General features: G+C 55.7%; 27 protein-coding genes. 7 read left to right on the top strand and 20 right to left on the bottom strand.

Annotation, left to right across the window (positions count from 1 at the left end):
* Window positions 1-584: 584 nt before the first annotated feature.
* The 3 genes from AC2FME_RS17770 to AC2FME_RS17760 form a co-directional block, all read right to left on the bottom strand.
* Window positions 585-1,172: a DUF6927 domain-containing protein gene (locus AC2FME_RS17770; RefSeq protein ID WP_496801148.1), complete on the bottom strand. Its 588-nt coding sequence runs from the start codon at window positions 1,170-1,172 to the stop codon at window positions 585-587.
* On the bottom strand, window positions 1,172-2,053 hold the full coding sequence (locus AC2FME_RS17765) for an ArdC family protein (protein ID WP_496801147.1): 882 nt from the start codon (window positions 2,051-2,053) through the stop codon (window positions 1,172-1,174). The genes AC2FME_RS17770 and AC2FME_RS17765 overlap by 1 nt, the downstream gene beginning before the upstream one ends.
* A 393-nt stretch (window positions 2,054-2,446) precedes the next feature.
* Entirely contained in the window at window positions 2,447-2,641 is a 195-nt protein-coding gene (locus tag AC2FME_RS17760; RefSeq protein ID WP_024099644.1) for a hypothetical protein, read from the bottom strand.
* An 880-nt stretch (window positions 2,642-3,521) separates the two neighbouring features.
* On the opposite strand from AC2FME_RS17760, the gene AC2FME_RS17755 reads away from it, so the two are divergent.
* A complete protein-coding gene (locus AC2FME_RS17755) occupies window positions 3,522-3,731 on the top strand; it encodes a hypothetical protein (RefSeq protein WP_024099643.1) in 210 nt (69 codons plus the stop codon).
* Window positions 3,732-3,775: 44 nt separating this feature from the next.
* Here the strand turns inward: AC2FME_RS17755 and AC2FME_RS17750 are convergent, their stop codons facing one another.
* A complete protein-coding gene (locus AC2FME_RS17750) occupies window positions 3,776-3,937 on the bottom strand; it encodes a hypothetical protein (protein ID WP_496801146.1) in 162 nt (53 codons plus the stop codon).
* Between the two features lie 199 nt (window positions 3,938-4,136).
* On the opposite strand from AC2FME_RS17750, the gene AC2FME_RS17745 reads away from it, so the two are divergent.
* Window positions 4,137-4,508 carry a hypothetical protein gene (locus tag AC2FME_RS17745; RefSeq protein ID WP_496801145.1) on the top strand — a complete coding sequence of 124 codons (372 nt, stop codon included), beginning with the start codon at window positions 4,137-4,139 and terminating at the stop codon, window positions 4,506-4,508.
* Between the two features lie 311 nt (window positions 4,509-4,819).
* Here AC2FME_RS17745 and AC2FME_RS17740 read toward each other — a convergent pair whose 3' ends face one another.
* The 6 genes from AC2FME_RS17740 to AC2FME_RS17715 form a co-directional block, all read right to left on the bottom strand.
* Window positions 4,820-4,999, bottom strand: a complete 180-nt coding sequence (locus AC2FME_RS17740) for a hypothetical protein (RefSeq protein WP_024099639.1) — start codon at window positions 4,997-4,999, stop codon at window positions 4,820-4,822.
* 379 nt (window positions 5,000-5,378) lie between these two features.
* Window positions 5,379-6,188: an N-6 DNA methylase gene (locus AC2FME_RS17735; protein ID WP_496801144.1), complete on the bottom strand. Its 810-nt coding sequence runs from the start codon at window positions 6,186-6,188 to the stop codon at window positions 5,379-5,381.
* Entirely contained in the window at window positions 6,185-6,391 is a 207-nt protein-coding gene (locus tag AC2FME_RS17730; protein WP_024099637.1) for a hypothetical protein, read from the bottom strand. The genes AC2FME_RS17735 and AC2FME_RS17730 overlap by 4 nt, the downstream gene beginning before the upstream one ends.
* Window positions 6,388-6,594, bottom strand: coding sequence for a hypothetical protein (locus AC2FME_RS17725; protein ID WP_496801143.1), 207 nt, complete (start codon window positions 6,592-6,594; stop codon window positions 6,388-6,390). The genes AC2FME_RS17730 and AC2FME_RS17725 overlap by 4 nt, the downstream gene beginning before the upstream one ends.
* Window positions 6,591-7,004, bottom strand: a complete 414-nt coding sequence (locus AC2FME_RS17720; protein ID WP_496801142.1) for a hypothetical protein — start codon at window positions 7,002-7,004, stop codon at window positions 6,591-6,593. The genes AC2FME_RS17725 and AC2FME_RS17720 overlap by 4 nt, the downstream gene beginning before the upstream one ends.
* On the bottom strand, window positions 7,004-7,765 hold the full coding sequence (locus tag AC2FME_RS17715) for a hypothetical protein (protein WP_496801141.1): 762 nt from the start codon (window positions 7,763-7,765) through the stop codon (window positions 7,004-7,006). Before AC2FME_RS17715 ends, AC2FME_RS17720 begins: the two co-directional genes overlap by 1 nt.
* A 602-nt stretch (window positions 7,766-8,367) precedes the next feature.
* On the opposite strand from AC2FME_RS17715, the gene AC2FME_RS17710 reads away from it, so the two are divergent.
* From AC2FME_RS17710 to AC2FME_RS17695, 4 genes are all read left to right on the top strand, one after another.
* Window positions 8,368-8,697, top strand: coding sequence for a type II toxin-antitoxin system RelE/ParE family toxin (locus tag AC2FME_RS17710; RefSeq protein ID WP_496801140.1), 330 nt, complete (start codon window positions 8,368-8,370; stop codon window positions 8,695-8,697).
* A 1-nt stretch (window position 8,698) separates the two neighbouring features.
* Window positions 8,699-9,028 carry a helix-turn-helix domain-containing transcriptional regulator gene (locus tag AC2FME_RS17705; protein ID WP_496801139.1) on the top strand — a complete coding sequence of 110 codons (330 nt, stop codon included), beginning with the start codon at window positions 8,699-8,701 and terminating at the stop codon, window positions 9,026-9,028.
* Between the two features lie 130 nt (window positions 9,029-9,158).
* A complete protein-coding gene (locus AC2FME_RS17700; protein ID WP_496801138.1) occupies window positions 9,159-13,259 on the top strand; it encodes an Eco57I restriction-modification methylase domain-containing protein in 4,101 nt (1,366 codons plus the stop codon).
* Window positions 13,256-15,259 carry an ATP-binding protein gene (locus tag AC2FME_RS17695; protein ID WP_496801137.1) on the top strand — a complete coding sequence of 668 codons (2,004 nt, stop codon included), beginning with the start codon at window positions 13,256-13,258 and terminating at the stop codon, window positions 15,257-15,259. The genes AC2FME_RS17700 and AC2FME_RS17695 overlap by 4 nt, the downstream gene beginning before the upstream one ends.
* A 115-nt stretch (window positions 15,260-15,374) precedes the next feature.
* On the opposite strand, the gene AC2FME_RS17690 is transcribed toward AC2FME_RS17695, so the two are convergent.
* The gene (locus AC2FME_RS17690) at window positions 15,375-15,902 is read right to left on the bottom strand and encodes a DUF192 domain-containing protein (RefSeq protein WP_496801136.1); all 528 of its coding nucleotides are present in this window, start codon (window positions 15,900-15,902) and stop codon (window positions 15,375-15,377) included.
* On the opposite strand from AC2FME_RS17690, the gene AC2FME_RS17685 reads away from it, so the two are divergent.
* Window positions 15,892-16,266 (top strand): thermonuclease family protein, encoded by a 375-nt coding sequence (locus tag AC2FME_RS17685; protein ID WP_496801135.1) that lies wholly within the window; start codon window positions 15,892-15,894, stop codon window positions 16,264-16,266. The genes AC2FME_RS17690 and AC2FME_RS17685 overlap by 11 nt on opposite strands.
* A gap of 80 nt (window positions 16,267-16,346) precedes the next feature.
* Here the strand turns inward: AC2FME_RS17685 and AC2FME_RS17680 are convergent, their stop codons facing one another.
* The 9 genes from AC2FME_RS17680 to AC2FME_RS17640 all read right to left on the bottom strand — a co-directional run.
* On the bottom strand, window positions 16,347-16,595 hold the full coding sequence (locus AC2FME_RS17680; RefSeq protein ID WP_496801134.1) for a hypothetical protein: 249 nt from the start codon (window positions 16,593-16,595) through the stop codon (window positions 16,347-16,349).
* A gap of 399 nt (window positions 16,596-16,994) precedes the next feature.
* Window positions 16,995-17,414: a type II toxin-antitoxin system VapC family toxin gene (locus tag AC2FME_RS17675; RefSeq protein WP_209260517.1), complete on the bottom strand. Its 420-nt coding sequence runs from the start codon at window positions 17,412-17,414 to the stop codon at window positions 16,995-16,997.
* Window positions 17,414-17,659 (bottom strand): type II toxin-antitoxin system VapB family antitoxin, encoded by a 246-nt coding sequence (locus tag AC2FME_RS17670; RefSeq protein WP_024099609.1) that lies wholly within the window; start codon window positions 17,657-17,659, stop codon window positions 17,414-17,416. The genes AC2FME_RS17675 and AC2FME_RS17670 overlap by 1 nt, the downstream gene beginning before the upstream one ends.
* 151 nt (window positions 17,660-17,810) lie before the next feature.
* Window positions 17,811-18,230, bottom strand: a complete 420-nt coding sequence (locus tag AC2FME_RS17665; protein ID WP_496801133.1) for a hypothetical protein — start codon at window positions 18,228-18,230, stop codon at window positions 17,811-17,813.
* Window positions 18,227-18,553 (bottom strand): hypothetical protein, encoded by a 327-nt coding sequence (locus tag AC2FME_RS17660; RefSeq protein WP_496801132.1) that lies wholly within the window; start codon window positions 18,551-18,553, stop codon window positions 18,227-18,229. Before AC2FME_RS17660 ends, AC2FME_RS17665 begins: the two co-directional genes overlap by 4 nt.
* On the bottom strand, window positions 18,541-18,816 hold the full coding sequence (locus AC2FME_RS17655; RefSeq protein WP_496801131.1) for a hypothetical protein: 276 nt from the start codon (window positions 18,814-18,816) through the stop codon (window positions 18,541-18,543). Before AC2FME_RS17655 ends, AC2FME_RS17660 begins: the two co-directional genes overlap by 13 nt.
* A gap of 54 nt (window positions 18,817-18,870) precedes the next feature.
* Window positions 18,871-20,871 carry a ParB/RepB/Spo0J family partition protein gene (locus AC2FME_RS17650; RefSeq protein WP_496801130.1) on the bottom strand — a complete coding sequence of 667 codons (2,001 nt, stop codon included), beginning with the start codon at window positions 20,869-20,871 and terminating at the stop codon, window positions 18,871-18,873.
* A 159-nt stretch (window positions 20,872-21,030) separates the two neighbouring features.
* Window positions 21,031-21,417: a DUF3768 domain-containing protein gene (locus tag AC2FME_RS17645; protein ID WP_496801129.1), complete on the bottom strand. Its 387-nt coding sequence runs from the start codon at window positions 21,415-21,417 to the stop codon at window positions 21,031-21,033.
* 643 nt (window positions 21,418-22,060) lie between these two features.
* A partial coding sequence (locus AC2FME_RS17640; RefSeq protein WP_496801128.1) for a putative hemolysin occupies window positions 22,061-22,300 on the bottom strand: 240 nt, incomplete at its 5' end.

Below are 22,300 nucleotides of genomic sequence, written 5' to 3'. Positions count from 1 at the left end.
GCAAAGCTGGCGTCAATCTGTCTAACCGTGTCCTCGCGCTACGCGCTGCGGGCCGCACCATAGACAGATTGCCCCCTTGACCCCTCCGCCCAAAGTCGTCGGTCGGGCGTTGCCCTCCCTCCTTTGCCCCCGAAAAACCGTGGGGTTTTTCAGGACAAAGGCGCGAGGCCCCGCCAATGCGGACAATTAGTCGCGTGTTGATAGCGCTGTGAGAGAAAGGGAAGCCATGAACGCGGCAAAGGTTGGCAGACAGAAATGGCCTGACAGGTTGAAGATCTCCATGCGGATCAATGGTGAGCTGGTGGAAGTGGGGCAGAGATACCGTGGTCAAGACGGGAAGCTCTGCGTTGCCTGGACAGTACCATTCAGCAAGATCAAAAACGAGATCATCTATCTCGAACGGGCAGGGCAGCGCTCTTAGCGCTGCCCACGGTTTGAAATCGCCCGTCAGGGAGGTTTCAAACCCAATTTCAAATCTGACCAAAGGTTAGATTGGGGCGAAGCTCGGTCTCGCCCCAATTTTCAATACCAGCACATAAGAAAGGACCGCGCTGACGGTCCTTTCTTTCGATCTCTTGGGCTGGCTATACTTTCGACCAGTTGCGTTGCATGAATCGACTGATGCGGCATGTCGTGCCCGTGTCCACACATTCAAAGCATGTGGTTGCGCGGCGGTATCCCGCAAAACGCTCTTTGATAACCTTGAATGTCTGGCGCTCGATGCCGTCACCAAAGGTTAAAGGCTGCTCGAAACGAACAACGTCACCGTGATTGACTTTACGGCGCACCAAAGCCGCATTTTTCCGGCAACGCTCTCGCCACGACACAGCATATTCGCGGTCAGTTTCGCTCAACAGATCAAGCAATTTCTTTGGGGCCATTGCCTCACATGGACCCATGCTTTCCTCCATGTCCTTGTAGCACCATTCGCCACCACCGCGACGGGTCAGGACCACGGCTGCAAAAACATACCGGCCCAAGCTGTCGCGGGTGTAACCGTAGGTTTCGGTTTCCTCAGTTTTGCAGGTCACTTCAACGGCGACATACCAGACCGAGCCCTTGCGGGTGGTGAGGATGGGCCGCATGGCCCGATCCTCGTTTTCGTATGTCATAAGGCGCTCAATCTCTGCCTTTTCGTCTCGGGGCGGGGTGTAGTGGCAGGTCCAGCCCATTACGCTGCCTCCGACACTGCGGCCACGTTCTGCTTGTCCAACACATAGTCAAAAGCTTTCTGGGCTTGTGCAGCTGCCTTGAAAATAGCGTTCTTGTCGTCCTTGAGTGCTTTCAACCACCCTTCAACGTAAGCTGCGGTTTGGTCAAAATGCGGCTCAAACCCCAGATGAACGGCAAGAAATGCGCTGAAAATTTCGGCTTCAAGTTCGCCCATGGAATACTCGGCACGGTTTGCAAACTTCTTCTGGGTGCCAATGCGGTGATCGGCCAAGACATAATGCCCGATTTCATGACTCAAGGTGCCGTAGTATCCGGCTGCATCGTAGAACGTGGCAACAGGTGGCATATGCACCTGATCGTTTTTCGGGTCATAGTAAGCTTGCGGTTTGTCACTGGTAACAATCTCAGCGCCGATAGCGTCAAAGAATGAATCAAGCTCCGGGTTCGCTTCGGTGCCAAGATCGCGGGGCGGTTCGGGTCGGATATAGTATTCCTCGGGCAAGCCTTCGATCTGATCCACGTTGAAAACGCTGAAATACTTGACCACGCGCACGGTCTCGGCCTCGCCATCGACCTCCTTTTCATAGGTTCCATAGTAGACTGATTTCGTGGACTTCGCGCCCTTTTTAACGCAACCGCCCAATTCCAGTGCTTGCTTGAATGTCATCCAGCGCGCGGACTGATAGCCCTGCATCATGGCCGTTGCCCAAAGCATCAACACATTGACGCCCTGATACTTCTCGCCATTGTGCCGCAACGGGAAAGAAGCGCCTGCCATGTCGCCCGTCCACGGTTTGCGCCAGGGCGGGGTGCCTGCCTCGATCTGCTTAATGATCGTGTCAGTAACGTGCTGTTTAATGTCGAACCGTGCTTTTGCCATGTCTGGCCTCCTTGTGGTGCGCCCGCTTCGGTCTGGTGCCAAAAATGGGCATCGGGGTTTTTGGACAGCGCGAATGCGCCTGCTCCTGAAACCTCGAATGCGATGAAAGAAAGGATTAGGAGCCAGCGGGCCAAATCGACATGACTGGCGCGGGCAGGCGGCGTAGCCGCCAACACGGGAATGTCTATTTTGCTTGCTGGCGGCGGCATCCCTGCCGCCAAACAGCCGAAGCGGCGTTCGGCTTGCCCGAACCCCAAGGCTCGATGCCTGTCCAGGCATCGTTATGAGGCGGAGTAGGGCAGGGCACTTAGCCCTGCACGACCCGCCCTGCCGCGCGCGGCTTCCCGAACACGGGAAAGGGCGGTCTCTCGACCGCCCAGGTGCGTTAGCGCCTTATTCCTGATCTTCCTCCTTCGGTTTGGCAGGGAACGCAGCCATTTCCACACCGGGGAACATGTCGTGCTTCACTGTGACCGAAGTGACGTTGCCGTTGTCGTCGGTGTTCAGGAAGAGAACCCCGCAGGTGTTCCAGAAGTTTTTGCCGTCTTTTTCGCCGGTTTTAACGCGCAGTTTCAGAGCTTGTGCCATTTTGTAGATCCTTCATCTTGTGTTTCGATAAACATTCTCTGGCGTGCAGCTATGAGGGGAGTGTCAGCAGGTATTTTGTCGCGCGAGGAATGCCCGTAGGGCAGGGGAAAATACCTGTTGAAGCGGTTCTTGAACCGCGGCTCTCCCCGGCTGCGCGCGATGTTTTATCAGATAGAAACACATATGAGGGATCGGAAAGGGCGCCCAAGCTCGACTGTGATCAATCAAACCAAGAAAGGCAAAAGCGTTTGGATCAGCTGAAGAGGCTCCAATGACCCACCGACAATAACGGCTGTCTCAGTGCAGGTTTGCTGATGCCGCCCAACTTGTTCCGTGTGGAGATCCGCATCCCAGATAAGCCAATCAGGAAAATCAGAAAGGCGCAGGCCCGGGCAACGCGAGAGACAATCCCGAAGGGATGGAAAGCGCGGCGGGGCGGCTTCGCCGCCAGGACAAGTCGATCGTTACCCGCAAGGGCCGATCCGCCCTGACCTGGGCGACCATGCGAGCCGCGCCGGATGCTGACTCGATAGAGACAGTAGCCGGCGCTTTGGCCGCAGGGAGACAGGGCAGGGGGGTTCGGAGCGAAAGCCGGTATGCCGGCTGAAGCTTAGAGCGCGGTCACGAGCTGCAAGCTCGGGATGGCCCACAACCCTTTTCAAACCGTTATCCAACCCTTTCGAAACCGTTCCGAAACCCTTATCGAAAATGACGCTCAAAAGTCGTAAACTATCTATAAAGGGTGTTAAATAGCTACTGGAACTGTAAGCATTCTTTCACTACGGTTCTTCCTGACGACACGAAACCGAGGATCTGAAGCGTTCACGGCGCTCAAGCTCTTCAATCGTCAAAGGAAAGAAGTGAAACGAAGGAGACCACTATGACACGATACACCCTAAACGTCCCTGTCAAATACGACGACAACGGAACAGAGAAAACGAGCTTCCGGCGAGTCGGGGCTGTTTTCGAAAATCAACGCCGCGACAGCGACGAAACTTTCCTCTCGATCAAGCTCGACTTCCCTGTTGGTGCGACCGAACTGGTGGCCTTCCCCGCGAAAGCAGGCGACGACAGCGACGTAACCGAATAGGCAATACGCGGCGGGCGGCCGATACCGGCCGCCGCGCAGCCGGGCTACTTGTCCCGGCTTTTTATCTCGAACGTGATTTTCAGAAAAACCAAGTTGACTTCGATAGCCAGGCTCAGGTCGATGCGCTGAAGCTGCTTCCGAACTGTTTTCAATCTGCGAGCTGCGATGCGACGAAGGCGGGTTGCTGTTTTACGAATGTATTTCATGATCTGTCTCCTTAATGAATAAACGAGGCAGAAAGACACGGCGGGAAAGGGGACCAGTCAACACGCGCGGCACGCGCCCGAAGGCTTGGTGTTTACAGGTTCCCGCGCCGTGTAAATTGGCCGATGATGTTCATGGAGACAGGGCAAGGCATGACGGACACGCATTTAAAAGGACGAGGCAGCGTGGTATCTGTGAGCAATGAAGAAGCTGTTGCGTAAACTGCTGAACTATCGCGCCAAACTGGTGGCAAGAAAGGATGCTGTAGAAAGCTGGGAGAGACGTGTCGTAGATCCCATTGTCGCGAGTGGACGCGATGAGCTGCTAACAACAGCCTACAAACACCGATTTAAAGCTGTCCTTCATTCCTTATTGATTGGAATCTTCTTCGTGATCGGCTTGGTAGCCTATGCAATGAACAACGGGGAGTGGCTTTCGGACCATCGGTTTTACCTTATCCTTGTTGTTAGCGGCATTGGAGTAATCTGGACCTCACGAGAAACGCTCTATCATTTCAGAATATGGGCGCAGAAAATGGAGCGGTGGCTGGCGGAGAACGATCCGCATTTCTAGGGGCTTCCGCCCCCGCACCCGATGGGCGCGCCCCGAGGATATTTTTCGGAAAGATGATGAGAAAAGATGAGTAAAACAGGAAAGTGCGGACATTGCGGCTATGAGCCAGTAGCGATGCGCGCCAAAGTTTGCCCGAAGTGCCACGGGGAAGACCCCATTCTTGCTGGGGCATCATTAGGAGATTGGGGCAAGGGTATCGGGTTAGCCGTGGTAGCTTTAGCCGTGATGATTGGGATGATCGCTGTGTTCGGGTTCCCCAACTAAGCACGGTGAGAAACGGGAAAAGCGGCCCCGAAGGGCCGCTAACCGTGTCAGCCGAAGCCGATCAGGGAGTTCAAAACGACGACGACGCCAACAACGATGGCAAACATGAAGCCTTGAACGGTCAGAACCGATTGGAAAACGTCTGACTTCTTGACCATGTTACCCTCGATGTGATCGAGGCGGGTCATCAGTTGTTGAAACTGTTCGTTGCTCATTTGCTCGCTCATGGTGAGTTCCTTTCTCAATTTAGGTTGAAAACCGTCAAAAAGCAATGGAATCACTGCCCCATGCGGTCGCAGGCATTTGGACACGCCACGTCAAGGACGGCCTGCAAGGCCGCGTGCGATCTGCGCCCTCTTTGGCGCAGTGAAGTCCTTTACGGGTGTGGGATAATGCAAAGACCGTGTGGGGTGGGGATGTTCGGCCCTGGGCGGCGCAAAGCGTGGACCAGGTTAACAGCCGGACACGATCTGCACGGGATGATCTTGGTGCATCGAGTCTGGCGACGACGCCGCGCAATGCGGCTTCTGCGCGAATAGCGCACGTCCTTGGCGCGGATGGCCGCAGGTCGTCTGGGGCAGGGACTAAAAAGGCAGGTTGCCACCCTCAAAAGAGGGTGAGCTGATCGCCTGCGATGGCTGGGCCAGTGCCGAGATTTTCAAGACGTTCTGCGCGCTCGGCCTCGATGCGTTGCGCCCGTTCTTTTTCAGCGGCTTCCCACTGTGCGGCCCGCTCTTTCTGCTTGGCGAAAGGATCGCCGTTGGCATTGAGAAAAACCGGCGCGGCGGCGGTATAGGCGCCAGTGAAAACCTCAAGCGAAATGCTGTTTCCGCAAATGATCTTGCCAGCAAGGCCACGGGCTGCGCATTGCAGATAGCACATGTGATAGGTCGATCGCGAAAGCTCTACCGCCTCGATCCAGACGGTTGTTTCCAGATTGTGACCCTTACCCTCGATCACATCAGCCACCGCCATAAGCATACCGCCTGCACCTGCTGCTGGTTCTTGCAAGGTGATGAACCCTTGTTCATCAATCATCTGGTCAACGTTAGACAGGTTAATTTCAGCCATGAGGCGCGAAACCTCGTATGGCGTGAAAAACTGCCCTAGCCTGCTGTCCAGTGCGCCAATCTCACCGGCTACCATACCCAGAAAATCGCAACCACCCTTGCCAATCTCGCCAAGGGCAATGCCCATGAGTTCGGGCATTTTGCGCACATCGTCCTTGTCGCGGTATCGCCCGACCACTTCCATATATTGTGCCTCTAGGGCGTCCTGTTGCTCGGTGAACGGGCTGGCTTTCTTTGCCAGTGCGCAATAGCCCATTTCGCAGAAATCAGAAAAAACCTCGGTGCGGTATTTTGAGCGGTCAATATCGTTGATCAACCGCACAAACTCTTTTGCTGCTGGTGTCATGCTGCCACCTCAGCGATGTAAAAATCTTCGGGTTGGCCGTTCAGCTTGTCGCCTGCGCGGTTGGTCAACCCAATGGTGTTCCCATTGGGTTGAAAAGTGATCAGGTATTGCCCCAAGCTGTCGCGGGTAACGTGGTATCCATCGTGGGACCACCGAACGGCTTTACCTGCATCAACGGCGGCTTTGATTCCTTCGATGGTCATTGTTCAATCACCTTTTCGATGGCTGAATTTTCGCTGCCGCAATCGTCGCAAACGGTGTGGTCGAAAATCGCGCTAAGCTCCCATTGCTGAAGCTCTGCGTTCCATTCGGCGTAGGCGTCCTTTCGGATGTTCTCGCCACCGCAAGCGCCGCAATGGATTGTCACGTCAGGATCGGGGCGGGGGATTGTGGCTGTCTGGCTCATTGTCCCAACGCCTCCGGTTCGGCCTGCCGTTCCTCGCGGTAATACTGGTGGGCGTCCTTGTCGTGACGCCCAAAGGCAAGCCCGTGCTGATCGGCAAAGTGGCGCAGATCGCAAAGCGCGTAGATCAAAAGCTCTCGCGCTTCCTCTGTGTCGATATAGAGGTCTTGCAACGCGGCTTTGATCCGGTCGCTTTGACGGATCGCCCCTTGCCGCGCCTCGGCATTGCCATAGGTCAGGGCTTCGGGGGAAAGGTGTTGAATGGTGACGCCGCAGCACTCAACGCCTGTGGTGCTGTCAGCATCCAGAAGCCGCAATAGATCGTCGTGAATGCTTTCACCCTGAGCGGTCAGGCTGTCGTCTGCCGAACAGGAATAGACAAGCCGGGCCGTGACTGTGATCTCTTCTTGCATCACGCGGCCCCCTTCATCAGCTTATGAATAACTGTCAGATGATCGCTGTGGTTCTCGCCCCAAAACTCGGCGCTGGCCTGCGCTTTTGGGTGCGCTCGGGCCTCGGCCTCGGTCATTTCGAAAGGCTCAAGTTTAAAAACACGGCATGGCAAAAACACATCTACCGCACGGCCTGCACCAACAATGTTGTGAGAGAAAAACCAGAACCGGCCCAGCTTGGTTTCGCCAGTCTCCTTGAAGTATTCCCAAAGCTGGGGACGGTTAAGACCACCCGAAAAGCTGCCTTCGCCAGAGCGGCTAAGGGAAAAACTGCCGCCCTCTGTGGTTTGCATACCGTGGGCGGTGCTGTTGCAACAACGCTCAAAGCTGCCGTTTGGCATAATCACAAAATCACCCACGCGCGGCTTGCCAGTGTATGCCTCGCGGGTGTCTCTCAACCCGTCCGCAATGACTTGGTTTTTTTCGTCAAGATGGGCGTTGTCTTCGGTCGCTCCAATCAAACCCGCATCAATCAAGTGACGGATGATCGCAATTTTGCATCCGGTCTCCGTTGGGTGGGTATACGTTCCACCCTCCCCGTTGATCCGTTCCAGATTGTAAGCCCACGGGTCACGGTTCGGGTTCGCGGCCTCGGTAGGCCAATACGTGCAAACAATGTCGCTGCCAAAGCCGCGCATATCAAAACGAACTTCGGTGCGTCCGTCTTGTTGGCGTTCAAACGAGAGACGCGGATGGGCCATAAGCTCAAGTGTGCTGGTCATAGATTTGTCCTTTGTGGTGCGACGTTTCGGGCTTGGTGCCTTCTTTCCGCCGATGGGCTGCGCCTCGGCTCTCTGATCTGGCCGAAATGCATATTTCGGACGGAAACAGAGTGGTGAGGGCGTAAGCCCGACCCACGGGCCTGACCGGGACTGTCAATGGTCGCGGGGCAGGGGTGGTGCGGCCCGCAACCGAAGGTGAGGACACGGCCCTGACACGCGACGACCGCGCAGCGGGCGCTTGCCAATTGACCGGCCAGGGCAGGTCTGTTGGGCGGACAAAAACCAAATGGAAAACTGCCTGATCCGATAGAGCGCAAGCGGAATCGGGTCAGACCTTTGGGATATGTGATCTGCGCGTCTCGCGCGGATCTCGAAAGACTGACTGCGACAGTCGATCGTTACCCGTATGGGCCGATCCGCGCTGTCCTGGGCGACCATGCTGGCCGTGTGAGGTGCTGGCTCTTGTGCGACAGTAGGACGGCGCGCCAATCCGATAAGAGCATTTTTGCGCCAAAGGAATATAGGGAAAATACAGGTGATAGCGCCCTTTCCTTGAAATTTGAGTTTGACAAATGGTAACACATGTGTAACCGACGCTTTCTATGATCGAACTTGTTCTCTATGTCACTGAAGAGGGAAAGGTGCCGTTCGAGGATTGGTTCAACAAACTCGACACTGCCGCTGCCCTGAAGGACAGAACCGCGCTTGCGCGGATCGAGACCGGCAATCTGGGCGATGTGAAGCCTGTAGGGCAGGGGGTATCTGAGCGGCGCATCACTTTTGGCCCAGGCTATCGCGTCTATTTCGGCCAGGACGGTGACAAGCTGGTGATATTGCTCTGCGGCGGCACGAAGAAGCGCCAGTCCAAGGACATCGAGAAAGCGAAGGCATCTTGGGGTGACTACAAGAGCCGAAAACAGAAAGGAGACTGACATGCCACTGACCAAAGATTTCAAAGACACCATCAAGGCCCGTGCCGAGCGCGATCCTGAATTCCGTGTTGGCTTATTCCGAGAAGCGATTGAGGCGATGCTCAGCGATGATCTTGAAACAGGCAAGGTGCTGCTGCGCGACTACGTGAACGCCACCGTGGGCTTCGAAACCCTTGCGGAAGACATGCAGAAAGACCCCAAAAGCCTGATGCGCATGCTCAGCGCCAAGGGAAATCCCCGTGCGGATAACCTTCTGGCCATGGTTGCCCGCCTGAAGCAACGCGAGGGCGTGTCTTTTTCGCTGACACCGAACAACGGGCTTCACGCATAGGCTTTCATTCAAAGCGCGTTGCATGCAAGCATGCTTTCTTGAGGGTGGATAGCTCTCCCCTAGCGCGATTTGCGAGTGCATAGGCAATAACCGACTGTTAGGATGCCAAAAACAATAAGGAAAACGTGATTTGAGCAGTGAGATCGCTAGCCAGGGCAGCCTATTTACTTCTGACTTTTTGACCGAGTCCATTCAGGAAATATCGGAATGGAACACGCTTGGCGATGCTGATCTTGAAAAGTTTGGTGAGAGCATTCGTGGTCATTTTGACAGCTTCCCAATTACTCAAACACCGAATGAAAGTCAGACAGAAGACGATCTGATCTGGCCAATTCTTGAAGCGCTTGGCTGGACGGAATCGCTGCGCCAGCAAAACCTGTCACCGAAAGGGCGCGAAGACGTGCCCGATGGTCTGCTGTTTGAAAGCGCTGAAACGAAGGCCAAGGCGAACGGTTTCCCCGAAGAATGGAAGCGCTACGAATTCGGCCGCGCTGTGGTGGAATCGAAAAGATGGGCACGCCCCCTCGATCGGCGTTCTGGCAGGCGTGGCGAAGAAACTGCGCCCTCGACTCAGATGCTTCGCTACTTGCGCCGCATCGACGACATCACAGGCGGCTCGCTCCGTTGGGGCATTCTGACCAATGGCTCTAAATGGCGGCTCTATTTCTCAGGCGCGCGATCTGTCTCCGAGCAATTCTTCGAGCTCGACATCGCCGCGATCCTCAATCTGCCAGGGCACAATGAAGGGCTTTTCGCACTCAATGAGGACGATCGCCGTCACTGGCTAAAGGTATTCTTGCTGATCTTCCGGCGTGAGGCATTTGTGCCTGCGGGCGCTGATCCGCGCACCTTCCACGAGAAAGCCCTGGAAGAAGGCAAATTCTACGAAGAGCGCGTTGCCGAAGACCTCTCCAACAAGGTTTTCGGGGAGGTGTTCCCCGACTTGGTGCGCGCGATCGTCAAGGCCGCGCCCGAGGCCGATCTACAGGCCGTGCGCGAAGCAGCCCTTATCCTGCTCTACCGTCTCTTGTTCATCCTTTACGCCGAAGACCGTGATCTCTTGCCCGTCAAGGACACGCGCTATGACGACTACGGACTGCGCAACAAAGTGCGCCTCGATGTCAAAGAGCGTAAAGACAAGAACGATGTCTTCTCGGAAACCGCCGCGCGCTATTGGGGCGCGATGGCCGATCTGTTTATTGCGATCGACCAGGGGGATGCTTCGATCGGCTTGCCGCCCTACAATGGCGGTCTCTTCGATCAGGAGCGGCATGCGATCCTGACCAATATCCGCATCCCCGATGCGGTCATGGCACGCGTGATCGACGCCCTGTCGTTCGAAGTGACGGCGGACGGGCGCAAATACATCAACTACCGCAACCTTTCAGTGCAGCAGCTTGGCTCGATCTATGAGCGGCTTCTCGAATACGAAGTGACGCGCGACGGCGATGAAATCACGGTTCAGCCGAACATCTTCGCGCGGAAGGGATCGGGCAGCTATTACACGCCCGACGACTTGGTGCAGCTCATCTTGACCGAGACCCTTGAGCCGCTTGTCGGAGAGCGCAAGCGTGCCTTCAGGGATAAGATCACGGAACTGGAAGGCAGCACCCGCGCTGCTGATCGCAAAATTGGTCAACTTCGCTTGCACGACCCCGCGACCGCTCTTCTTGATCTGAAAATATGCGACCCCGCCATGGGCTCCGGCCACTTTCTTGTGAGCCTTGTCGATTTTATGGCCGACCAGGTGATCACCGCCATGGCCGAGGCCGAGCTCGATGCGCCCGAGGAATGGGGGGATTACATTTCGCCTCTTGGCGAGCGGATCGACACAATCCGCAACACCATCCTGGCCAATGCCGATGAACGGGACTGGACGATCGACGAGGAACAGCTCGACGACCGGCACATCATCCGGCGTATGGTGCTCAAACGCTGCATCTATGGCGTGGATAAGAACCCGATGGCTGTGGAGCTCGCCAAGGTGGCGCTGTGGCTGCACACCTTCACTGTGGGCGCGCCGCTTTCTTTCCTCGATCACCATCTTCGCTGTGGCGATAGCCTCTTCGGCTCCTGGGTCAAGAAGGGCATTGACAAGGCCGCAACCTACGGCACGCCGCTCTTGCTGCATGAGCCGATGAAGCGCGCTTTGCGGGCGGCATCCAAGATGCAGATCGTCGAGGGGTTGACCGACGCGGAGATTGCGGAGGCGCACCGATCGGCAGACGTGTTTGCCGAGGTCGAGGACATGACCGCCCCGCTTGATGCGCTGCTAAAGCTGATCCACGCGATCGACTGGCTCAACATCAAAGGTAAGGCGGGCAAGGACGCACTGAAAATCTTCTTCGATGGTCAGTTTGGCGATCCGCTCGACATCGCCATGGGCAAGAAGGAGCCCAAAACCAAGCGCGAAGAAGGACAGCGCTTTGCCGAGATACTTGGCCAGGCGCGCATGCTGATCGCAGAGGAAAACTTCCTAAATTGGCAAGTCACCTTCCCAGGCATTTGGTCGGATTGGGAAGAGGACGATCTAACGGGCGGCTTTCATGCCGTGATCGGCAACCCGCCATGGGATCGCATGAAGCTTCAGCAAGTCGAGTGGTTTGCGGAACGCCGCCCAGAGATCGCGATGGCCGCGCGCGCGGCGGATCGAAAGAAGATGATCGCCGCCTTGGAAGAAGCAGACGATCCTTTGGCCCAGGACTATGCCAAGGCGTCTGAGCGGGCCGAGGCTGGAACGCGTATGGCGCGCAAAGGTGGGGACTATCCTTTGCTATCTGGCGGGGACGTGAATCTCTATTCGCTCTTTGTCGAGCGGGCGATGACCGTGGTTAAGCAAGACGGGCTGATCGGCTTACTTGTCCCGTCCGGTATCGCCTCAGACAAGACCGCCGCGAAGTTTTTCAAAGGCGTGGCGACGGAAGGGAGGCTGAAGACACTTTACGACTTTGAGAACGGAAGGCAGGGAAGAACAGGCGGGCCGTTTTTCCCAGATGTTCACCGCAGCTTTAAATTCTGTGCCTTGGTCGCGTCACCTTCCCCGACAGAGCATGCCGCGCAGTGTGCATTCTTCCTGCATGATGTGTCTGACCTTTCGGAAGAGGGAGTAAGGTTCGCGCTCAGTGCCGATGACTTTGCGAGGGTGAATCCGAACACCGGTACCGCGCCAATCTTCCGCTCGAAGCGCGATGCTGATCTGACAACGGTCATCTATGGCAATGCCGTGCCCTTGGTCGATCGGTCTTCTGGTACAGAAGTGAAATCATGGCCGGTGAAGTACGCGACCATGTTCCACATGACGAACGACTCCGGTTTGTTCCGAACCCGCAAGGAGTTGGAAGAGCAGGAGTCGGCCTATCCCTTGGGCGGCAATACCTTCGGAAGCGTCTCGGGTAACTGGCTGCCCCTCTATGTTGGACGGATGATCCATCAATTTGATCACCGCGCAGCCTCGGTTGAGGTCAACGAGGAGAACTTGCACAACGCTGCACTGAGCGGCGCGGTGTCGGAAGAGCAGAAGGCCGATCCTAACTTCGTGCCGACCCCGCAGTATTGGGTGCCGGAGACCGAAGTTGATCTGCCGTCTGGTATTGAATGGACGATCGCGTTTCGAGACATCGCCAGGGCAACCGATGCGCGGACGATGATAGCGGCCATCGTTCCCAAGGCAGGGTTTGGCAACAAGGCACCGCTCTTGTTGCCAGAAGACGTTGGAACCTATCTGGTGTGCGCTGATCTTATCGTGGCCAACCTGAACTCTCTGGCACTTGATTTTGTCGCCCGGTCGAAGGTCCACAGCACAAGTGTAAATTGGTTCATCGCTGAGCAGTTTCCGATGATCTCCCAGGATCAATTCGAGAACGTTCGTTTCGGAGCGAAGAGCGCCGCAGAAGTCGTGCGGGAGGCAGTTCTTGAGCTCACTTACACTGCCCATGACATGGCCCCCTTCGCGCGGGACATGGGCTATGTGGATGAGGCCGGAACTGTGAAGCGCCCCTTCACTTGGGATGAAGAGCGCCGCCTCGTACTGCGCGCCAAGCTCGATGCCGTCTTCTTCCACCTCTACGGCATCACCGATCGAGACGATATTCGCTACATCTATTCGACCTTCCCGATCGTCGAGCGCGAAGAGAAAGCCGCCTATGGCGGCACGTATCGTTCATGCGAACTTTGTCTTGCCTACATGAATGCCCTCGTTGCCGGAAACCCAGACGCGGAGATCAGGCTATGAGCAACATCAATGTCAGGCGTGCAGTTGAAAATATCCGATCAGGGACCAACGTTTACACACCACTTGTCGAAACGGTAGTGAACGCGATCCAGGCGATCGAAGCCGCTTCGCCTGAAGCAGGACGGGTCGATATCCTGGTGAAACGCTCGAACCAGCAGGAGCTAGAGGGCGGACAGCCGCCGGTTGAGAGCTTTTCGGTCATCGACAACGGCATTGGCTTCAATGACGAAAATAGAACCTCGTTCGACACCCTTTACTCAGATCACAAGATTGCCCAAGGCGGAAAGGGTTTTGGGCGCTTCACCTGCCTAAAGTATTTCGATGACCTGATTATCGAGAGCGTTTTTGAAAGTGATGAAGGGCGAAAAAAGCGCGCATTTAAGATGGGTAAGCAGACCGACATCATCGTTAATGAAGCCGTTGAGGATTGTCCCGAGGGTGAGATCGGGTCGCGGGTGACAATGCTGAAGGCCAAGCGGCATTTCCCCGACAAGAAGGTGAAAACGATAGCGCGCACGCTTGTTGAGCGGCTTCTTCCCTACTTTATCGACGCCGATTATCAGTGCCCCGAGATCGGAATCGCCGAGGAAGATGGTACTGGCCGAATCATTCTAAACAACTTCGTCAGCAATCAGTTGGCCGCGATGATCGAGGAGATCCCGCTCAAAGACGGAGGGATCGTGCTTGGTTCTGGTGACAAGGAACAGACATTTCAGGTTCGCGTTTTCAAGCTCTATTCGCCGAGAAATCAGAAGAGCAAGATCAGCCTGGTTGCCGATCGCCGCGAGGTAACGGACACGGCTATTCATAGCTTTGTGCCAGAATTCGTGGACGAGTTTTTCGAAGAAGGATCAAGCGAAGGCGAGGATCGAGACCGCAATTATATTGTGAAGGCGTATGTGTTCGGGCCTTACCTCGATGCCAACGTATCCCTTGAGCGCGGAGGCTTCGATTTCCCCAAGGGTGACGACCTGCTTCACCCGATTTCACAAGCCGAGATTGAACAGGCCGCAGCGAATATCGCACGCGATGCATTGGGCGATACGATCACGGCGCGACAGGAGAAGAAACGCACACAGGTGCGCGGTTATATTGAGGATTCAGCACCTTGGCATCGAACGATCGCGGAAGACATCGACCTTTCTTCGATGCCTTACAACCCGACGCCGGAGCAAATAGAGACGGTCTTTCAGAAAGAGAAATTCACTCAGGAAGTGGCCATTCGACAGCAAGTCACTCGGATGCTTAATGAAACAGATGCGGAAGGGCTCAAAGACGGCCTGCCAAAAATCCTTGATCAGATATCGAAGACCAGCCGCAATGACCTGATCCACTATATCGCACTGCGAAAGCATGTGCTTACGCTCTTCGGGAAAAGCTTTGAGCTTACCGACGATCAGAAATATCCGTCAGAGGGCACAGTTCACGACATCATTTTCCCTCGGAAGGGTGATTCAGCGGCGACGGCCTATGAGGATCACAACCTCTGGATCATCGACGAGCGACTTAACTTCACAAATTTTGTTAGCTCAGACAAACCGCTAGACGGCGGGGCGACCGAGCGTCCTGACCTGTTGGTGTTCGATAAGCCGGTGCTATTCAGGGGGGACAACGAAGCGAGCAACCCGATCACCGTTTTCGAGTTCAAGAAGCCAGGGCGCGATGATTTTGTGAATCCGTCTTCGAAGGAAGACCCTGTTCAACAGATCATTCGATATGTGAACAACGTCAAGAAGGGGAAATTCAAGACCCCAAAAGGACGGCAGATTCAAGTTGCTGAGAACACGCCGTTCTATGGCTACGTGATGTGTGAGATCACGGAGAAGGTCAAAGAATGGTTAAAGATGGAGAAGGACTTCACGCCCATGCCTGATGGCGGCGGGTGGTTTAAGTGGTTTGGGAACAACAACCTCTACATGGAGGTTTTGAGCTGGGATAAGGTGTTGCGAGATGCAGAGATGCGCAACAGCGTCTTTTTCCACAAGCTTGGGATCGACTGATCGACCTTTGTGCGTGCATAAATCAAGACTTATGCACGCCTTTCTTGATCCAATGACATCAATCGCTCAGCGATTGCAAAACTCGCGGGCATAATTGCTACACGAATGTGATCGGCTACGGGTTAATACAACGCTCTGGATCAAATACCATCCTTGAACCGATCTCGATCCCCCAGCTGGAAGCTGCGCCGGATGGGACTTCGAGAGCGGCCATAATGGGCCGCTCGCTTTCAATCGGCTCTAGCGACTGTGGCGAAGCCGAATGCTCGATCTGAGAGACGACGCCCGCCGCATCAAGAAAAATGATGTCGAGGGGGATAGGCGTGTCTTTCATCCAGAAAGACACAAGCTTAGGATCGTCATATGTGAACAGCATGGCATCAGCCGGTGCGAAGGTAGATCGATTTTGCATCCCCGCAAGCTTTGCCCTCGATGTTGCCGCCAGCTCGGCAGTCAACACCAACTCAGGCGATAGCATCGAGACAGAGATATAACGGCAGAGTGACCGCGCCGAGGAAGCGGACAGAGCCGCGAAGATGGACAATAGGGCTATGAGAAAAACTGCGCCTGCAAGCACGTATCCCAGCCAGGTTTGGCGCTGTTTTCCTTGGGTAAAATCGAGTGTCGTCTTCTTGGCCGCCATACTGCTGATGATACTATCAACGGTGGCTTTTGGGGAAGTTCTCTCAGCTCGAAAAATCTACATGATTGATGGCGACACGATAGCGATTTCAGACCACCGGTTTCGGCTGGTCGGGTTTGACACTCCGGAAACGCGCCACGCAAAATGCAGCTATGAGCTGGCTTTGGGTAACGAAGCGACACGCCGCGCGAGACAACTCGTGGAAGATGCTGGGATGGTAGATCTGATCGTGTTGCCAGGGCGAGACAAATACGGACGCGGGTTGGCACGACTTCTGATACAAGGCGAAGATCTCGGCAGTCGATTGATTGCTGAAGGTCTGGCGCGTCCTTACCAGGGTGGCAAACGACAGAGCTGGTGCTGATTCCGCGAAGCGGTTCCGTGCGAATAGCACGGGCCCATTTCTGGGGGGCAATGGCCCTCCCGAAATGGGCAAACACAACATCAACCCGGCGGCAAGCCGTTTCGGATTAAAACCTCCGGCCAATCTTCAAATTCTTCTGCTTCTTGATCAGCCTGCGGATAGGGGTTGGCTGGGCCATATTTCACGCCTGCCTCTTCAAACCAGCCGTGAAAACCGCAAAGCCAAGCCCGATGGAAGTCTGTGCGCGCCAACCTGCGGCGCATCCAGCGCGGCGCTTCCCAGCCATCATAGGCAAATAGATAAACGCGATGGAGAACGGCGGTATGCATCAATCTGTACCCCGGTCAGTACCAGTTGGTTCATGGCTGGCAGGGCGTGCAGGCAATGGCTTCCAAAGGAACGGTTCTTCAAGCCCTTGAGACCCCAAAAGCCTGTCTCCTAACGGAACCTCATTGCCATGACCATCGCCAGTTACAGCGGGATACAACTCAGACACGATGAAGAACCCAATCCATGTTGGCGGCATCGCTTTGCCCGCCCTAGATTTACCTAGAAAGCTGGATCGTTCTTCCCAATAGAAGACCCCCGCAGCGCCACCCTCGATGCTAACATAGATTGGGGTTCCGTCCCGTGGGGCCGATTCATGAGATTGCCACTCGTCAAGATTTGCTAACCAATCAATAGACAACGGTTCTATCCTCTATCGCAGCACTTCAGCTAGGCTTGCACTATGCCAAATCTGTTTCGGAAAAGTCATTGCCTTTGTAGATCAGCTTCAACCGGTACGCCTTCGCGCAAGCGTAGGTGAAACAATCACCAAAGTTCAGATCGGCGGCATGGCCGACGGTCTTACCATATTCAGCGGCGGCGCGGATTGCTCCGTCGCCAATGCTGCTGGTGATGTGAATATCCTTCGCCTTAACCTCTTTCACGAAATCCGAAACCAGCGAGGCGCATTCCTGAACCAACTCGGGGGAAGGCTTCTTGTCTTTGCCTGAGCGCTGCCGCGCCAGACTGACCGAAGCTTCAAAGCGAGACAAAGGCGAAGTGTAGAGCTGGTCCGTCACATCGTCGATGCGGCGGGCTAGGTCTTCATAGCCAGCCTCGCGATTGAGGACTGCGAAAATCGCAGATGCGTCAATGAACATTAGGCGTCTTCCCACATTTCGTCAGTGAATTTCTTCATGTCGAAATCAGGATCAGCCGGACCCAGATCGTCGGCGCGTTTCAGGATCGGCTCAAGGCGCTCTAAAAGCGGTTTCTGATTGGAAACGGCTTCAAGCTGGGCCATAAGTGCCTTACGAACTGCATCCGTTTTGGATTTTGCGCCAGTCAGCTTCATGAAGCGAACGGCAAGATCATCAACTTGATCGTCTCGAATATAGAGGGGCATAGCGGTTCTCCTGTCACTCATATGTATATCCCAAAACGAATATTCAAGCAATGCAATAATGAATATTCAGCAAAAAGAAGCCCCGCCGAAGCGGGGCCAGTTGATCCTCACCACAAGGAATTTCTATCAGGTGGACGGGGCGTTTCGTCCTTCAGGTAATACGGCGACCGTGTGCATCGGTCGGAATCGACGGATCAAAGGGCAGATCATCGAGCGAAAAAACACCAACAAGGTATCTGTGCAAAAAGTCGAGCAGGTAAACAGGGGTGGCCGGATACGGCGCACCATTCCACGCTTTACGTAGGATGGTCCGCTCACGGCGCGGCAGATCAGCAAGTCTGCGCCGCGCCTTGCGCCATGCCCGTGCACGGTCGGCCCGATCTTTTGCCTCTTGTTTTGTCCAAGCCTCGGCGCGGGCGCGCATAACATCGTCTTCGCCGGGTTGTGCAGCGGCTACCAGCGGGGCCAACAGCGGCAATGCCTCACGCTCTTTGCGCTGCTTCCGGCGCAAGGCGGCGCGTTTGCGCTCGGTATCTGTGAACGGGTGGCGCATCTGGCGTTTGAACCTCATGACAGTGCCTCGTCAATCCGGTTCAGATAAACGGCCATGGCAACCGTCAGGTCTTTCAGATCGGCTTGCTCGGCCATGTCGTGAACACTGGCCCATTGCGGAGCCTTGCCGGTCCATGATCCTCGTTGTTCCTGGCTAACGTCCTGCGCAACGGTCGGCGCGGCAGCGGCACCCAGACCGGCCAACTCGTCGGTCAATGGTCGCAGCATGTCTTGAATATCTGTGTCCTTGGCACTGTTGGACTGTGCTGACTTCAAAATAAGCTGCAACGTCTCGACCATTTTCAGCACTCGGCCTTCGTTCGTCGGGTTCACAAAAGGCATGGCTGCTCATCCTCATTAACGGTTCCGGTCTCTTTCAGAATGTCGCGCAAGACCGTCTCGGCATCTTTCTTCGCATCTGTCAGAAGCCGGTAATAGCCACCAAATTCCTCCGGCACATTCGGCCCAGCCAGATAATAGGGACGCAGAGGACGGTTTCCGGTGTAGCGCTTCACCCCGATTTTTCCGATATGGCCCTCGATCTGATATTCACGGGGTCGGCCATCGGGACCGGGCGCGGTGGGTATCCATTTGAAGCTGTTCATAGATCAATCCTCCATCGGTGGATGGGGCAGGGCGCTTGCGCCCTGCCTCTGGTTTCAGCCCATGCCTTCGGGCAACCATGCGTCGATCTTGGCGGCTTGCTCGTCGGTGACGTTGTGCGCCTTGCGCATGTCGGCGTCAGAAAACAGCTTCTCCAACTTCTCGGCCTTCTCGCCCTTTTTCAGCTTGGCAAAACTCGTTGCGGTGGGGTGATCTTCGGACAGGTCCAGAAGATCGCGCCAAATCTCGACCATGTAAGGACCACCCACGCGACCAAAGAAGTTTTCAGCGGTCGGCGTCCAGACTTCGCGGATATTGGGCTTGGTTTCCTTCGCCACCATCGCGGCCAACTTCTCGTCACCGCCCTGATACTGCGCGGCCAGAAAACGGGTCAGTTCGCCTTTGATGTGGTCAGCACCCTTCTTGCGGAATGCGCGGAAAGATGCGCCAAGGTCTTTGGCATCGTACATATCGCGCCGCGCGTTGTCCGTCAGGCGTTGATCCAATTCATAGCCATTGGCCTCGGTGGTCGGCCAGTTCGGTACGGTATTCAGGGAAATCCCGTAGGGCGTTTTCCAGAAAAGATTGTGGCTCAACTGGTAGGCCAGAAGGTCGATCAGCAAGTCAGGATCGCGCAAGATCGCGTGTTGCTGCGCCCCTTGGGCGATGCGAGAAAGATCGTCGGCCAGCTTTTGAGAGATAGGCGACTTTTTCACATCACTGCCGCCAGTGCTATGTGCCGATCCGCGCAAAACACCCGCCTCAATTGCTGCCTTCTTGGTTTCTGGCTTGATGAACCCGCCTGATACCTGCACCTGACCATCACGGCCAACATAGACATATGCCCCGGCAAAAACCTTCTGTTCTTCGGTGAACTCCCCATCAAGGATCGCCTGCAAGGTCTCCAGTTCGGCTTGGCCTTCTTCGTCCAGAACCTCGCCTTCGGCCAGTTCGGCCAACTCGTCGTAACGCTCGGTTTCTTCCTCGTTCAATGCCCCTTCTTCGGCATAAACACGGCCATATTTGTCCAGCCCCATGCTGTAGCTGCACACGTAATCGCGTTCGGTGACTTCGACCCAATTCCAGCCTTCATCCTCGCGGATGCGCTTGGCCTCGGCTTCCAGCTTTTCAAGAAACAGGGTTTCCAGAATATCGGGGTTGTCGAACAGGGTGACTTCGGCAAACAGATCGCCGCCCATTTTGCCGCCAGCGTCCTTATAGGCGTCCTCGCCAACAAAGATCGCACGGCGGTCGGTGCCTTTCACGCTGTCGGGCTTGAGCATGTTCTTCAACTGGTAGTCATTCCAGTTCTCGCCGCGAACCCGCTCCAAGACTTCAAGGCTGTGCTTTTCGTCGTCGCAGATCGTGAAACATGCGGCCATGCTCAGATTGATTTCGCCCTCGGCCAGTGCGTCGATCACCGGACTTGGCAGGTTCGCCAGCGCAAGGCGGCGATAGACGTGCTTTTCCGTGACTGCGAAAGAGCGAGCGATAGCGGCTGGCGTCGATCCTGCGGCTTCCATCTTGCCATAGGCACGGATTTCATCGGCGGGTGACAGATCGCGCCGCGCTACATTTTCCGCATAGGCCCATTGTTCGGCGGTGGCTTGGTCCGGTGCCAGCATCACCATAGGGTTTGCCAGTTCGGGGCGCGTATCTGCCATGTTCGGGTGCTGCTCTGCGAGATACTGCAAAGCTCGCAAACGGCGACCGCCTGCAACAATGTCGGCTCCGCCCATATCATCGCCCAGACCTGCGATTGGTTGGATCAGGCCAGCGGCCCAGATACTTTGTGCCAGTTCGGCCACTTCATGCTCAGGCACATGCTGGCGCGGGTTCAACGGGGAAAGTGTCAGCATAGCCAGCGGAATGCGGGCCTCGGTTGCGATGATTTTGGATTGTTTCGTCATTTGGTTCATCCTTGTTTCGTGGTGAGATTTTGTGTTATGGATGCCCCAGCCCTGACGGGCTGAGGCGAGTGGGCTTACAAAGCCCCGTGCTGGATCAGGAAGCGGCGTCCGATACCAAACTGATCGCCCTTCCTGAGAAGCGCCCAAGCCTCGGCAATGTGGCGCTTCTTCGTTTCATTGCTCATGTGTTTCACCTTCCTTTCTGCTTGTGGTGATGGATGGGAAGGGCGCTTGCCGCCCCTCCCGTGGACCTGCCGGGCAGGCCAGCCTCGGCGCGGGATCGGGAGAGAACCCCGCCAACCGAACTCAGTAATCGCTTGGGAAAAGGATGGTCAGAACGCGGCGTGTCTTGGTGACTTCTGACGGATCATCGGAACCGCCTTCATAGTCCACGTCATAAAGGTCGATCTTGAACCAGACCGTTTTACCCTCAATCTCAAGCCGACCCATAGAACGCTCGCCATAGGGGTCCATTTCTTCGGTGAAATCCTCGAACTTGCGCACGGCCAGAATGCAGGCCGCAACAAAAGCGGGGCCTTCTGCGTAAATGGCACGGGTCACAACCCAACGTCCTACGCTCTCGTCCAGCAGGATCATCTTGCGAAAAGCATCGTTTTGCTTGGCAATCGCCTCACGACGCAGCGCTTCGCCAAACTGTTCAACAGTCATTTTGTCGATCTTGATAGAAGTCATAGATTTGTCCTTTGTGGTGCGACGTTTCGGGCTTGGTGCCTTCTTTCCGCCGATGGGCTACGCCTCGGCCAATCTGTGACCGGAAACGCATGTTTCCGGCGGAACAGAGTGGGAGAGGGCGCAGCCCGACCCACGGGCCTGACCGGGATGTTGAATGTCAGATGAATTTGACCCAAACGTCATAAACTGACCCAATCCCTGTTTTTGCCCGTGTGGCCTGTTGCGTTGATCTGACTTCCCTTTTTGGAAAATCAGGGCTGATTTGCAGGTTCAGACGGCGAAGCCGCCTGTTCCTGCTGATCTGCCACGTGGCGAACGCGGATGGGGGCGAGGCAATGCTATTCGACAAAAGTGGTGCGGCCCGCAGCGCAGCGAGGACACGGTTTTGTCTAATAGGGTTGCCCGAGGGGGAAGGCAGCGCCTTCCCCCTGACGGCCAGGGGCGTTTGGCTTGGCCAAATCCCGCTGGCCCAACGAACAAAAGCGGCGGGGCCACAAGCCACGCCACCGTTGCAGTCATTCGATTTTAGAGATTGAATTCACAGAATGCGGGACCTTCCAGACATTCGAACCGACCGTTCCGGCCGGCGCTTCTGGTACAAAGCGGTCATCAATGCATGCGGTACCCAACGACCGCCGTCACTTCATCCCGCCTTTTCCCTGAAATAGTCCCAGGCTTCGACCTCGGCGCCGTCCTCGAGGATGCAGACCCCGGTCTGCGAGCCGTCGGCGGCACGACGGATCTCGTATGTTCCACCATTTTCGACGCAGTAGGGGTCGACTCCGGCTAAGTGCAGAATAGGGCGGTAAGAGATTTCTTCATGCAGGTAGATTGGATAACTGCCTTTCAGCCGCATTTTTCGGAAGGCTTCGTGCTGATGGGG

This window comes from Ruegeria sp. BHSC026 (genome assembly GCF_059613065.1).
Note: the sequence above shows the minus strand (reverse complement) of the source record. Positions and strands in the feature narration are given on the sequence as shown.

Bases quoted from the DNA above. Each gene is read 5' to 3' on its own strand.
- AC2FME_RS17770 (WP_496801148.1), bottom strand. From the start codon at position 1,172: ATGGGCTGGACCTGCCACTACACCCCGCCCCGAGACGAAAAGGCAGAG.
- AC2FME_RS17765 (WP_496801147.1), bottom strand. From the start codon at position 2,053: ATGGCAAAAGCACGGTTCGACATTAAACAGCACGTTACTGACACGATC.
- AC2FME_RS17760 (WP_024099644.1), bottom strand. From the start codon at position 2,641: ATGGCACAAGCTCTGAAACTGCGCGTTAAAACCGGCGAAAAAGACGGC.
- AC2FME_RS17755 (WP_024099643.1), top strand. From the start codon at position 3,522: ATGACACGATACACCCTAAACGTCCCTGTCAAATACGACGACAACGGA.
- AC2FME_RS17750 (WP_496801146.1), bottom strand. From the start codon at position 3,937: ATGAAATACATTCGTAAAACAGCAACCCGCCTTCGTCGCATCGCAGCT.
- AC2FME_RS17745 (WP_496801145.1), top strand. From the start codon at position 4,137: ATGAAGAAGCTGTTGCGTAAACTGCTGAACTATCGCGCCAAACTGGTG.
- AC2FME_RS17740 (WP_024099639.1), bottom strand. From the start codon at position 4,999: ATGAGCGAGCAAATGAGCAACGAACAGTTTCAACAACTGATGACCCGC.
- AC2FME_RS17735 (WP_496801144.1), bottom strand. From the start codon at position 6,188: ATGACACCAGCAGCAAAAGAGTTTGTGCGGTTGATCAACGATATTGAC.
- AC2FME_RS17730 (WP_024099637.1), bottom strand. From the start codon at position 6,391: ATGACCATCGAAGGAATCAAAGCCGCCGTTGATGCAGGTAAAGCCGTT.
- AC2FME_RS17725 (WP_496801143.1), bottom strand. From the start codon at position 6,594: ATGAGCCAGACAGCCACAATCCCCCGCCCCGATCCTGACGTGACAATC.
- AC2FME_RS17720 (WP_496801142.1), bottom strand. From the start codon at position 7,004: ATGCAAGAAGAGATCACAGTCACGGCCCGGCTTGTCTATTCCTGTTCG.
- AC2FME_RS17715 (WP_496801141.1), bottom strand. From the start codon at position 7,765: ATGACCAGCACACTTGAGCTTATGGCCCATCCGCGTCTCTCGTTTGAA.
- AC2FME_RS17710 (WP_496801140.1), top strand. From the start codon at position 8,368: ATGATCGAACTTGTTCTCTATGTCACTGAAGAGGGAAAGGTGCCGTTC.
- AC2FME_RS17705 (WP_496801139.1), top strand. From the start codon at position 8,699: ATGCCACTGACCAAAGATTTCAAAGACACCATCAAGGCCCGTGCCGAG.
- AC2FME_RS17695 (WP_496801137.1), top strand. From the start codon at position 13,256: ATGAGCAACATCAATGTCAGGCGTGCAGTTGAAAATATCCGATCAGGG.
- AC2FME_RS17690 (WP_496801136.1), bottom strand. From the start codon at position 15,902: ATGGCGGCCAAGAAGACGACACTCGATTTTACCCAAGGAAAACAGCGC.
- AC2FME_RS17680 (WP_496801134.1), bottom strand. From the start codon at position 16,595: ATGCATACCGCCGTTCTCCATCGCGTTTATCTATTTGCCTATGATGGC.
- AC2FME_RS17675 (WP_209260517.1), bottom strand. From the start codon at position 17,414: ATGTTCATTGACGCATCTGCGATTTTCGCAGTCCTCAATCGCGAGGCT.
- AC2FME_RS17670 (WP_024099609.1), bottom strand. From the start codon at position 17,659: ATGCCCCTCTATATTCGAGACGATCAAGTTGATGATCTTGCCGTTCGC.
- AC2FME_RS17665 (WP_496801133.1), bottom strand. From the start codon at position 18,230: ATGAGGTTCAAACGCCAGATGCGCCACCCGTTCACAGATACCGAGCGC.
- AC2FME_RS17660 (WP_496801132.1), bottom strand. From the start codon at position 18,553: ATGCCTTTTGTGAACCCGACGAACGAAGGCCGAGTGCTGAAAATGGTC.
- AC2FME_RS17655 (WP_496801131.1), bottom strand. From the start codon at position 18,816: ATGAACAGCTTCAAATGGATACCCACCGCGCCCGGTCCCGATGGCCGA.
- AC2FME_RS17645 (WP_496801129.1), bottom strand. From the start codon at position 21,417: ATGACTTCTATCAAGATCGACAAAATGACTGTTGAACAGTTTGGCGAA.